The organism is Muribaculum intestinale, from assembly GCF_002201515.1.
GTDB classification, from domain to species: Bacteria; Bacteroidota; Bacteroidia; order Bacteroidales; family Muribaculaceae; genus Muribaculum; species Muribaculum intestinale.
In genome coordinates, this window is the sequence record NZ_CP021421.1 from 1,225,707 (window position 1) to 1,237,935 (window position 12,229).

Sequence of the window (12,229 nt, forward strand, 5' to 3'; positions counted from 1 at the left end):
GTAATTATGCAGGAGCACAGCTATTATCCGCACCCTTACATAAGCGAATTAATTGATTGACTCAATGATGGAAGAGAGGGCTGTATATACACGCTGAGTGGCGCCGAGATGCTCGCGGATATAATGTCCGGCGGCACGTCCGGCCTCGTGCAGATATTCTGAATCTGATACAAGCGGGTCGATGGCACTGATAAAGCCGGCTTTGTCGCTGAAAGTGAAGGCCCCACCACACTCAATCATGTCGGACGCCTCCTTGAATTTTCGGTAATGGGGGCCGAAAAGCACAGGCATATCGTAGACCGCGGCCTCGTTGATATTATGTATACCCGCGGCGAATCCGCCTCCGATATAGGCGATATCGCCGTACCGATATACGCCTGACAGTTTTCCATAGCAGTCGACAATCAGGCAGTCGGCTTTTGCCGCCTGCTCGGGCGTGGCCTTTGACAGACACACGACGGGACGGTTGAGTTTAGAGACAATATCCTCGATACGGTCGGTGCGTACCTCGTGGGGCGCGATTATCAGCCTGACTTCCGGATGGGAATTGACATAAGGGAGCAGCAGCTCTTCATCGGGCGGCCATGTGCTTCCGGCCACGATTGTCAGGCACGGACTGTCCTCCGATATGGCCTCGGCCTGAGGCACATCGGGACGCTCGCGCATGATGTCGGTAACTCGGTCGAAGCGTGTGTCACCGGCCACAGACACATTATATACACCTATGTCGGACAGGAGACGCATCGAGTTGTCGTCCTGTACAAAAATATGGGTGTAGCACCGAAGCATCGAGCGGAACATGCCACCCCACGGCTTGAAGAAAATCTGCGACTTGCGGAATATCGAGGAGATGATATATGTGGGTATGCCGCGACGGCGCAGTTCCTGGAGATAATTGCCCCAGAACTCATACTTGATAAACAAGGCCATGCGCGGCTTTACTGCGTCGAGGAACGCTTTTACATTATGAGGAGAGTCAAGAGGAAGATAACTTACGGCATCGACAAGAGGGAAATTGCATCTAACCTCATAACCCGACGGAGAGAAGAATGTAAGTAGAATCTTAGCCTGCGGATGAAGGCGGCGCACCATCTCTACGAAAGGACGCCCCTGCTCAAACTCTCCCAACGAAGCGGCGTGAATCCATATATAGCCATGGTCGCTGTCAATAGTGTGCCGAAGATACGGCAACGCTTCGCGCTGCCCTTTTAGAAGACGGCGCACCTTATCGCTGCGAAGTGCGGCGATACGCATACCAAGACCATACAGGCTTATGCCGGCATTGTAGAGGAGATTCATTACTCTGGGAGTGTGATGGCCCGGCGTCCGCGGTTTATACGGTTGATTGTTTCTTCCTTACCCATAAGTTCGGTGATATCGAACATGTGGGGACCCTTGCACTCTCCGACCACAGTGAGTCGGAAAGCGTTCATCACATTGCCGAGATGATAGCCTTTCGACGCAATCCAGTCGAGTACCACCTTTTCGGCTGCCGCCGATGAAAAGTCGTCAATACCGCGTATTACTTCGGTCAGTTCCTCCATGATACGTGGAGTGTCGGCATTCCAGCGTTTCTTCACATCCTTGGGAGCATACTCCGAGGGAGCGACAAAGAAGAAACGTGCCTGATCCCAAAGGTCGCGCACAAAATAGATACGGCTCTTTACCATACCTACGGCACGCGCTATGTATTCGTCGGTAAAGTCGTCGGGGTTTACACCATGCTCGCGCAGCACGGGCTTGAACAGACGGGCAAGCTCTTCGTCGGTTTTCTTTAGAAGATATTCATGGTTAAACCATTTTCCCTTCTCGAAATCGAAGCGTGCGCCGGAGCGTGAGCAGTGGGCAAGGTCGAAGCGTTTAATGAGCTCGTCCATAGTCATAAGCTCGGAGTCGTCGCCGGGATTCCAGCCAAGAAGGGCGAGGAAGTTGACTACGGCCTCGGGCAGATAGCCCGACTCGCGGTAACCGGAGCATACCTCGCCACCTTCCGGATGCCATTCGAGTGGGAATACAGGGAAGCCCAGACGGTCGCCGTCGCGCTTGCTGAGCTTGCCTTTTCCGTCAGGCTTCAGAAGCAACGGCAGATGCACGAACGCAGGTGCGGTATCGGCCCATCCGAACGCCTCGTAAAGGAGCACGTGGAGGGGAGCCGATGGGAGCCACTCTTCGCCACGGATTACGTGGGTCACCTCCATGAGATGGTCATCTACGATATTGGCAAGATGATATGTAGGCAGATCGTCGGCGCTCTTATAGAGCACCTTGTCGTCAAGTACCGATGAGTTGATTGTAACCTTGCCGCGGAGCAGGTCGTTGACCACTACGTCGCGTCCGGGTTCTACCTTGAAGCGCACTACATAGGGATGACCTTCGGATATAAGTCGGTCGACCTCGCCACCCTTCATCGTAAGGGAATTGCGCATCGAGCCGCGGGTAGTGGCGTCATACTGGAAGTTGGGCACCGACTTGCGCTTTTCCTCCAGCTCGGCCGGAGTGTCGAAAGCGATGTATGCCTTTCCGCGGTCGAGCAGGCGGCCGACATGCTCACGATATATGTCGCGACGCTCGCTCTGCTTGTATGGACCGTAGGCACCGCCTTCGCGCACGCCTTCATCGATGCCGATACCAAGCCATGCGAGAGCCTCGTTAATGTAATCTTCGGCACCGGGGACAAAACGGTTTGAGTCGGTGTCCTCGATGCGAAGTATCATATCGCCACCGTTCTGGCGGGCAAACAGATAATTGTATAGTGCGGTACGAACGCCGCCGATATGCAGGGGCCCGGTAGGTGACGGGGCAAATCTTACTCTAACTTTACGATCCATAAGGGTACAGATATGTAATTTGCCGCAAATTTAAACAATTTTTCGCAAACAGAGATTTATAAGAGCTTTAAATTCCAATTGTCAATGTTTACGTCTGAGCCGGGTGGGTCTCACGCATGCGAATCACACGCGAATCTCCACTACAAAGCGGGCACCGCGCTTATAGCTGCCGTCAAGGGTTATTGTACCGTTCATCTTGGCGAGTTTGAGCGAGCATATTGGCAATCCGAGCGCGTCGCCTTCTGTAAGGTCGCGTATTTCAGTGAATGGTTTGAAAATACTTTCGGCGTTCTCCTCGGCAATTCCGGGCCCGCTGTCGGTGACTATAAACTGATAGAGCTTAGCACCGCGCTTTTTCATCTCCAGGGATATGCGTCCACCATCGGGGGTATATATGGCAGCATTTTGAAGCAGATGGGCAAGTACCTGACTCAACGGCTCCACTGCAAGAGCAACACTGACCTTCGGAGCGTCGACAGCAAGAGTAACACCCTCCTTTACCTTGCTCCGGATTCCATCCATTATATTCTGACAGAGAGCCTGAGTATTGCAGTCCTCTACATCATATGCACGGTCGAGAGTATTCTCCAGCTCGGACAGTTCGCTGATATCATCCAGAAAGGCATTAATCGCGACTACCGGTTTCTGCGATTGGTCGAGGAGACCTATCGTAGGGCGCAGTTGCGCGGAGATATTGGCGATAAACTCATTTTTCAGACGGTTGTGTTCATTGGCAATCTCTATCGTGTGTTTCTGCCGGCGCGTAAGCATTATATACCGCATCAGCACAATACCTCCAAGTACGAGAACACCGGCAAGAATTGCGGCAAGCACACACAGGCTTATGATTATGTATTGCTTGGCGCTGATTGTGCCATCCTTATCGTCTATTACAGCCAGACTGTCATCGTATTTTTTTTGCAGGGCCGCCAGTTCATCAGCTGCAACAAGCGTACGCACCGAGTCGTTCCATACCAGTAGCTTATCATAGACTCTGGATGCAAGGCGCGCATTGTTGCCCTTCACAGCCATATCTATCAGAGTGCGGTAGCAATCGCTCACACCATCATAATCCTTTGCCGACTTATACTGCCCGATGAGGCGGTTGATTGCGGCGTCGCCCTGCTGTGGCATACCGAAAGTATAGTAATATATCGCCTGGGCATAAAGTGCATCGTTAGCTATCGAGTCGTTGCCGGAAGCCTTGACAAGCTGTTCAAGCCCGGACAGGAGTTCTTTGGAGCGGGCGGCATTCTTTAGTTTCATATACATCTGCAGGCGCTCGCGTCCGATAGTATAGTGCAGTGCCGGCAACTGTTTTCCCGAAGCGATTTCCTCTTCCGATAAGGATGTCTCCACTTTGCGCAACAAATCGAACGCTTCCTTATAATAATTCTCACGATGATAAAGCGCACTGGCTTTTACTCCGCATTCCACGGCATCGGGCATATCCTTTTTAGCATAGAAAGAGTTATAGGCCTGCAGGAAATAATAACGGGCCTTTGTATACTCCTTATCTGCAAAAAAAGACTGGGCCTGCTTCTTATAATCCGCTCCTCGTGATTGCGCGACAGCAATATTTGACACTACCGACACGGCAGCGACGAGCAAGAATGTCAAAAGTCTGTTCATAACAAGTAACTAAGTATATAACGCACTGATTTATATTTTAATATCACACCGAAACAAGCGTTGTTACGGATGCCCCGCCCCAGGTATGGGATAATACGCCTGTAGCGTTTCATATGCCGGGATATTCCTTCTGTGTCAGTAATAATCATGGCCGGAATTCATTATGGTATAAATCGAAGGAAAAAAGACAACTTTCCAACGCTCTTTTTATTCACCAATTTCTCTGCAAGGTAGCAATATTTCAGAATCGCTACAAAAATATTAACAGCAATTAATATATAATAACACTTAGGGTCATCACGCCAATATACACCGAGCCGCACTGCCGGCGTCACCTCCGACATTAATATGCCGTAGGCGGCGCCGCGACAATGCGGCTCTATGCTGATGATGAAGTCAAATCGACTTCATAACCCATGAGGCTATGTATCAGTCATTTTCCGGACGCAGACGGCGCACGGTCACAGCTGTCTGCCACATCTCCGACTCGCGGAGTGCCTTCAGTTCGGCCTCAAGTTTTACGCGATAGTCGGGCTTGGAGTTGGAGTCGATGGAAATCTGGGCTTCGTTGCCTGACTTCACACTGTCGTATAGCTTTTGCACAACAGGCTTGATGGCATCGTGGAACGGACCCATCCAGTCGAGCGCGCCGCGCTGTGCGGTAGTGGAGCAATTGGCATACATCCAGTCCATGCCCTTTGCGGCAAACAGAGGCATTAGCGACTGGGTAAGCTCTTCCACAGTCTCGTTGAACGCCTCGGAGGGTGTGTGACCGTTTTCGCGGAGCACCTCATACTGGGCAAGGAGCAGCCCCTGGATAGCTCCCATGAGCGAGCCGCGTTCGCCGGTAAGGTCGGATGTAGCCTCACGCTGGAAAGTAGTCTCAAACAGATATCCGGATCCGATGCCGATGCCGAGGGCGATTGTGCGCTCCATGGCGCGGCCTGTGGCATCCTGATAGATGGCATATGAAGAGTTGAGGCCGCGGCCTTCGAGGAACATGGTGCGGAGTGAAGTGCCGGAGCCTTTTGGAGCTACCATTATTACATCTATATCCTTGGGAGGCACAACTCCGGTACGGTCATTCCAGGTGATGGCGAATCCGTGGGAGAAGTACAGAGCCTTACCGGGGGTAAGGTACTGCTTGATGGTAGGCCATACCGACATCACAGCAGCATCGGAGAGGAGGCACATCACGATAGTGGCGCGTTCGGCGGCTTCCTCGATAGAGAAGAGAGTTTCGCCCGGTTTCCAGCCGTCGGCCACTGCCTTGTCGTAGGTCTTGCCCTGACGCTGGCCAACAATCACATTAAATCCGTTGTCGCGCAGGTTCATGCTCTGGCCCGGGCCCTGCACGCCGTATCCGAGCACTGCGATAGTCTCGTCCTTAAGTATCTCACGAGCTTTTTCCAGAGGGAATTCCTCACGGATGATGACGTTCTCTTCGACGCCTCCAAAATTCATTTTTGCCATAATAGTTATGTGGTTATTTTAAGTAATTATTCTAATATATCGATATTTGGGATGTATCAGTTCAGTCACATACAGGATGATATTCGTCGGGACGCCATGTGAAGGCGGCACGCATACACGGACCGTCGGGACCGGTAATCTGCTGTGTGAAGCGCATAGGATTGTCGGCATCAGTGGCGGTAGTCACTGTGACCGACTGGGGATAGAGGGCTTCATGCAGAAATGCCATGTCGAGCCTCACAAGGCTGTGGGAATCGTACCATGCCAGAGGCCACTGGTCAATAAGCAGTTCAAGATATCGCACGGTATTCACATGTCGGTTGAAGTCGAGGTCGGTGTAGCGGAATGTATAGGCCGTATCGTGCATGTCGTCGCCCTTTGGCTCCCGGAGTCTGGGTGTCGGCGCTATCGGACATGGACGGTCCTCGACCACCACTTGCGCCAGAGTGTCAAGCGAGGGTATTTCTCCGGCCACACGACGCTTTATGTCGATAGCCATCCATATCGTACGCGCGTATCCGAGCACCTCGCCCGACTCTACAGATGTAATCTCCATGTTGCGCTGGGAAAATAGCCGGTTGCACCCTTCGACCCATGTGCGCAGAGCATACTCCTCCCCTACTGATGGCCAACGCTTCATCTCAAGCGACACACGCGAGAGCACCCATGCCAGTCCGTCGGCCTGAAGCCGGGCATACCCGATACCGAGATAATTGGCATGCAGGGTGGCTACGTCTATAAGTCGGTTGACCATCAGAGACGGTGTCATCCTCTGTTCAGGACCACACTCAGCCGCGGTAAGCAGATAGCTCACCGCATATTCCTTTATAGTCTGCTCTTCGATGCTCATGATATAGAAGTCTACAGTGTCTCCGTATGCGATTTGCGTATCTCCTGTTCCTGGAGAAACATAGAGAAATACTCCCGGGCCGACTTGGTGACGGCAACGCGTCCGGAGCGCACAAACTGACGTATGTCATATTTCTGAAGCTCTCGGAACAGAGCCTCGGTCTCTTCAGAATGACCGGTCTTCTCGATTATCACATACTCACGCGTAATCTCGAGAATGCGTGCGCTGTGACGGCGGATCACATCCTCTACGCTTGTGTCATCGAGAAGCTGGAGCGTAGGCACCTTGTAGAGCGCCACTTCCTGGTAAACAATCTCGTCGTCGGTATATAGGAAGGCACGGAGTACATCGATGCGCTTTTCAATCTGCTTTACCACACGCTCCATCATGGCGCGGTTGCTCAGGCAGGTAATTGTAAATTTATGTATCCCTTCGATTGACGATGGGCTAACCGACAGGCTCTCTATGTTGAGCCCGCGACGATAGAAGATCACAGAGATCTGGTTGAGCAGTCCGGCCTGATTCTCGGTAAAGACTGTAACGGTAAATAGCTGCTGTTCCATTATTTGTCGGTAGGATATGTTTCGGTGGCGTTAATCATCACGTGGTCGACGTGTGCGCCGGCCGGAGTCATGGGGAAAATCATGTCGGTCTCGTCGATATTCACATCAAGCAGATATGCTCCGTCATGGGCAAGCATACGCTCAATGGCTCCCGGAAGCTCTTCGCGTGTAGCCACACTCTCGGCCGCTATACCGTAGGCTTTGGCAATCATCACGAAGTCGGGATTGAGCAGAGGTGTCTGCGAGAAGCGATCGTTGAAAAACAACGACTGCCACTGGCGCACATTGCCGAGGAAGTTGTTGTTGAGAAGCACAATCTTCACATCGGTGCCATACTCCATTATCGTGCCCAGTTCCTGTATAGTCATCTGCAGACCGCCGTCGCCGGTATAGAACACGACAGTGCGCTCAGGCGCTCCCATCTTGGCTCCGATGGCTGCCGGGAGTCCGAATCCCATAGTGCCCAGACCTCCGGATGTGACAATCGAACGGGGCTCGGTGAAGCGCGAGTAACGTGCGGAGAACATCTGGTTCTGGCCCACATCGGTCACCACGATAGCCTTATGCCCTGTAGCCTTGCTTACATTGTTGACCACCTCGCCCATCGTCATACGCCCCTCTGCGGGGTGCACCTCGCGCATAACCACCTTCTCATACTCTACGCGGGCCGGCTCATCAAACTCGGCAAGCCACTGCCTGTGGGTATTCTCTTTCACCAACGGCAACAGAGCCTGCAGGGCAGCCTTGGCATCGCCGTGGATAGTGGCGTGGGTGGCTATGTTCTTGTCGAACTCGGATGCATCGATATCGATATGCACGATTCTGGCCTGTGGAGCATAGGCTTTTACATTGCCGGTGATGCGGTCGTCGAAACGCATGCCTATGGCGATTATCAGGTCGGCCCGGTTGGTGTTGATATTGGGTCCGATATTGCCGTGCATACCGAGCATTCCCTTGTACAACGGATGTGCCGAAGGGATTGTAGATAGTCCCAGCAGAGTCGCGGCCACGGGTATCTCGGCCTTTTCGGCAAGAGCGGCAAGCTCGGCCTCTGCTCCGGATATCATCACGCCATGCCCTGAAAGTATCATCGGACGTTGGGCAGAATTAATCATCTCTGCCACCTGCTCAACATCGTCCATGTCAATTGCCGGATATGGCGTATATGAACGTATGTAGTCGCATTTTTTGAACTGAAAATCGGTAAGCCCTACCTGCGCGTCCTTAGTGATGTCGAGCACTACCGGCCCCGGGCGCCCGGTAGAGGCGATATAGAATGCGCGAGCCACAGCCCATGCCACATCTTCGGCACGCCGTATCTGGTAGCTCCATTTTGTAATCGGCTGTGTGATGCCTACTACATCGGTCTCCTGAAATGCGTCAAATCCGAGGAAAGGGGTAGCCACCTGTCCGGTTATCACAACCATAGGAGTGCTGTCCATAAGCGCGTCGCTGAGTCCGGTGACGACGTTGGTGGCCGCCGGGCCGGAAGTGACGATAACCACACCTGTACGTCCGCTCACGCGGGCATATCCCTGTGCGGCGTGTGTGGCCCCCTGCTCGTGGCGCACAAGTATGTGTCTGAGCTTGTCCTGGTAGTCGTAGAGACGGTCGTAGACCGGCATAATCGAACCACCCGGATAACCGAACACAATATCTACCCCCTCGCAGATAAGAGAGCGAATCAGCGCATCGCCGCCTGATATCTTTTCCATAATCAATATGTGTTATGTTTCCTTATTAATAATATGTAGATGGCCTGCAGGGGGTCATATGTCGCCCCGCACACCACCCTTGTCGGCCGAAGTGACCATCGCCGCGTAGGCTCTTAGGGCCTTGCTGACATAGCGGTCGCGTCCGGCGGGGGTGAACGCCTCTTTGCCGCGCGCCTCCTCGGCAGCACGTCGGGAGGCAAGCTCCTCATCCGACAGCCGCACCGAGATGGTACGTGCAGGAATGTCAATGTCGATTATATCGCCATCGCGCACAAGGCCGATGTTGCCGCCTGCAGCAGCCTCGGGAGAGATATGTCCGATTGACAGTCCGGATGTACCGCCTGAGAAGCGCCCGTCGGTAATCAGTGCGCATTCCTTGCCGAGGTGCTTCGACTTGATATAGCTTGTAGGATAGAGCATCTCCTGCATGCCGGGGCCTCCTTTAGGGCCCTCATAGGTGATGACAACGACATCACCGCTCACCACCTTGTCGCGAAGGATGCCGTCGACAGCCTCTTCCTGTGAACGGAACACCTTGGCCGGACCGCTGAAGCGGAAGATGCTCTCGTCGACACCGGCTGTTTTAACAACACATCCGTCAATGGCAATGTTTCCGTGGAGCACAGCCAGGCCGCCATCTTTTACATATGCATGGTCGAAATCGCGTATGCATCCCGCTGCGCGATCGGTGTCGAGCGACGGATATACAGCGTTCTGCGAGCCCATCAAAAGATTGCGTCCTCCGCCCGGAGCGCTGTGCCACAGGCCATCGGCTTCGGGAGTATATGCCGTACCTTCCGGCGAATAGCGCTCGATAGCCTCTTCGAGAGTAAGACCGTCGACACGCTTCACGCCGGTATGCAGCAGCCCATTGAGAGCAAGCTGCTTCATTATCGACAGGATTCCTCCGGCACGGTTTACATCCTGGATATGGTAATGCGAATTCGGGGCCACCTTGCAGAGCACAGGGGTGACACGCGACAAGCGGTCGATATCGTCGATAGTGAAGTCGGCTCCAGCCTCGTTGGCAATGGCCAGCAGATGGAGCACAGTGTTGGTAGAGCCGCCCATGGCGATATCAAGCGACATGGCGTTGAGCATCGCCTCGCGTGTGGCGATGTTGCGCGGGAGTACCGAGTCATCGCCATGGCAATAGTAGGCTTCGGCATTCTTCACAATCTGACGGGCAGCACGCCTGAAGAGCTCGCGGCGGTTGGCATGTGTGGCGAGAACTGTGCCGTTGCCGGGAAGAGCAAGGCCGATGGCTTCGTTGAGTGAATTCATCGAATTGGCTGTAAACATGCCGGAGCATGAGCCGCAGGTAGGACAACCTTTCTGCTCAAGCAGACGCACCGTATCATCGCTTACCGATGAATCGGCCGAGTCAATCATTATGTCGATAAGGTCAAGCGGGCGGCCGTCAAGATTGCCGGCCTCCATCGGGCCTCCGCTGACAAATATCGCCGGGATATTCAGACGCATTGCCGCCATAAGCATACCCGGTGTCACCTTGTCGCAGTTGGATATGCATACCATGGCGTCGGCCTTGTGGGCATTGACCATATACTCCACAGAGTCGGCGATAAGGTCGCGCGACGGGAGCGAATACAGCATGCCGTCGTGGCCCATAGCTATTCCGTCGTCGATGGCTATGGTATTGAATTCGGCGGCAAAGCAGCCGAGGCGTTCTATCTCTTCCTTTACAATCTGTCCGGCATCATGCAGGTGGGTATGACCCGGAACAAACTGGGTAAACGAGTTTACAACGGCTATCACCGGACGGCCCATCTGTTCCTCCGTCATGCCGTTCGCTCTCCAGAGAGCCCGGGCACCGGCCATTCTTCGGCCTTTTGTCGTGGCGTCGCTGCGAAGTGGATGTGTCATTATATTTTGTCTTTTATTATCTGCATGAATAAACCGAAAGCCCCTACCGCTTGATGTGGAGGGGCTTAGTGATTATGTACATTGTCGGACAACTGCACGCTCACTTTACCCCAACGCATATGCTAAGGACGGAAATCACAATGCTGACCACGAGGCCGGCGCTACCGATAAGGATGAGTGGCAGTGTCATAGGCTAATATATTTGCTATTACTTTGCGCAAATTTATAACATTATGCCATAAAAACCAAATATTACACAGAAAATCGCAATCTGTGCAATGATTTCACACTAATTCCAACAACAGAGAAAACCGGTTCGACAACGTATCATGTCGAACCGGCTACACTAAACCGATGAAAATTTGGAGAGAGAAGAACTCAATACGTAAGAGTGAGAGTTATCGGATAATGGTCGGAAATATACTTCACGCCATACTTTTCACTGCTCACGACATTGAATTCCAATGGAGTCACATTGCGGTAAAATATATGGTCAAGATTCCATGAATCCTTTGGCACACCGCCGCCGAATCCGTTGAAACTGTAGGTGTCGGGGTTGAGATTGACCGGAGCCGACTCGCGCGCCCCGCTCATCCACTCAAAGTATGGAGCAAGCCCTTCGCGGCGTTTGTCGGAAGGGTGCCACGAGGTGTTCATATCGCCGGTGATGAATACCGCCGCACTGTCTCCGGCGTTCTCTTTCATCCGGGCCACATTGAGCCTGACACATTCCGTACGGGCTTCATTGTCGGCCCACTTATAGGGCAGATGCGTGTCGTAGAAATAAAGGTCCTTGCCGGCCACTTTATCATACAGATGCACCCATACGGTGACACGATACTGGCGGTCGGTGGCGTTCCATTCCGGTTGCGAAGGCACGTCGGGAGTAGGACTCAACCAGAAGTGCCCCTTGTCGAGCAGAGTGAAGCGGTCCTTCAGATACATAATAGCCACATGCCCGCACTGCTTGGGGTCGGCACCATTTTCAACGGCACTGAAGAAACCATAGGTATCGCCCAGGTCCTCTATAAGATCAGCACGCTGGTCGGCGCGTGGTTCCTGAAATCCGATTATATCGGGGCGCTCATCGCGAATCATGTCGATGCTGGGCTGCCTGCGGGCAGCCCATGCATTTTCAGCAGTATCGATTTTATTGGTGTAGCGGAGATTGTATGACATTACTTTCATCGGCGTGCCATCGGTCTCCACGCTCTTAGCTATTGCCGGCATGGAACACAAAGCCATGCCGGCAATAGCACCGAAAAGAATATTGATTGTCTTCAT

Annotated in this window: 9 protein-coding genes; all 9 read right to left on the reverse strand. The window is 53.1% G+C overall.

Annotated features, from left to right (window positions below):
• Positions 1–48: 48 nt before the first annotated feature.
• Entirely contained in the window at positions 49–1,299 is a 1,251-nt protein-coding gene (locus tag ADH68_RS05050) for a 3-deoxy-D-manno-octulosonic acid transferase (RefSeq protein WP_068961764.1), read from the reverse strand.
• Positions 1,299–2,828: a glutamate--tRNA ligase gene (gene gltX, locus ADH68_RS05055; RefSeq protein ID WP_068961763.1), complete on the reverse strand. Its 1,530-nt coding sequence runs from the start codon at positions 2,826–2,828 to the stop codon at positions 1,299–1,301. The genes ADH68_RS05050 and gltX overlap by 1 nt, the downstream gene beginning before the upstream one ends.
• 123 nt (positions 2,829–2,951) lie before the next feature.
• Positions 2,952–4,460 carry a sensor histidine kinase gene (locus ADH68_RS05060; protein WP_068961762.1) on the reverse strand — a complete coding sequence of 503 codons (1,509 nt, stop codon included), beginning with the start codon at positions 4,458–4,460 and terminating at the stop codon, positions 2,952–2,954.
• A 429-nt stretch (positions 4,461–4,889) separates the two neighbouring features.
• Positions 4,890–5,933 (reverse strand): ketol-acid reductoisomerase, encoded by a 1,044-nt coding sequence (ilvC, locus tag ADH68_RS05070; RefSeq protein WP_068961760.1) that lies wholly within the window; start codon positions 5,931–5,933, stop codon positions 4,890–4,892.
• A 61-nt stretch (positions 5,934–5,994) separates the two neighbouring features.
• Positions 5,995–6,783: an acyl-[acyl-carrier-protein] thioesterase gene (locus tag ADH68_RS05075; protein ID WP_068961759.1), complete on the reverse strand. Its 789-nt coding sequence runs from the start codon at positions 6,781–6,783 to the stop codon at positions 5,995–5,997.
• Positions 6,784–6,794: 11 nt separating this feature from the next.
• Positions 6,795–7,346 (reverse strand): acetolactate synthase small subunit, encoded by a 552-nt coding sequence (gene ilvN, locus ADH68_RS05080; protein WP_068961758.1) that lies wholly within the window; start codon positions 7,344–7,346, stop codon positions 6,795–6,797.
• Complete coding sequence (gene ilvB / locus ADH68_RS05085) at positions 7,346–9,064, reverse strand: biosynthetic-type acetolactate synthase large subunit (RefSeq protein ID WP_198161567.1); 1,719 nt, start codon at positions 9,062–9,064, stop codon at positions 7,346–7,348. The genes ilvN and ilvB overlap by 1 nt, the downstream gene beginning before the upstream one ends.
• Before the next feature lie 51 nt (positions 9,065–9,115).
• Positions 9,116–10,945 carry a dihydroxy-acid dehydratase gene (gene ilvD, locus ADH68_RS05090; protein WP_068961756.1) on the reverse strand — a complete coding sequence of 610 codons (1,830 nt, stop codon included), beginning with the start codon at positions 10,943–10,945 and terminating at the stop codon, positions 9,116–9,118.
• A 378-nt stretch (positions 10,946–11,323) separates the two neighbouring features.
• Positions 11,324–12,229, reverse strand: coding sequence for an endonuclease/exonuclease/phosphatase family protein (locus ADH68_RS05095; RefSeq protein WP_068961755.1), 906 nt, complete (start codon positions 12,227–12,229; stop codon positions 11,324–11,326).

What these genes read in the sequence shown, in the direction of transcription:
- ADH68_RS05050 (WP_068961764.1), bottom strand. Translation starts at nt 1,299, where the DNA reads ATGAATCTCCTCTACAATGCCGGCATAAGCCTGTATGGTCTTGGTATG.
- gltX (WP_068961763.1), bottom strand. Translation starts at nt 2,828, where the DNA reads ATGGATCGTAAAGTTAGAGTAAGATTTGCCCCGTCACCTACCGGGCCC.
- ADH68_RS05060 (WP_068961762.1), bottom strand. Translation starts at nt 4,460, where the DNA reads ATGAACAGACTTTTGACATTCTTGCTCGTCGCTGCCGTGTCGGTAGTG.
- ilvC (WP_068961760.1), bottom strand. Translation starts at nt 5,933, where the DNA reads ATGGCAAAAATGAATTTTGGAGGCGTCGAAGAGAACGTCATCATCCGT.
- ADH68_RS05075 (WP_068961759.1), bottom strand. Translation starts at nt 6,783, where the DNA reads ATGAGCATCGAAGAGCAGACTATAAAGGAATATGCGGTGAGCTATCTG.
- ilvN (WP_068961758.1), bottom strand. Translation starts at nt 7,346, where the DNA reads ATGGAACAGCAGCTATTTACCGTTACAGTCTTTACCGAGAATCAGGCC.
- ilvD (WP_068961756.1), bottom strand. Translation starts at nt 10,945, where the DNA reads ATGACACATCCACTTCGCAGCGACGCCACGACAAAAGGCCGAAGAATG.
- ADH68_RS05095 (WP_068961755.1), bottom strand. Translation starts at nt 12,229, where the DNA reads ATGAAGACAATCAATATTCTTTTCGGTGCTATTGCCGGCATGGCTTTG.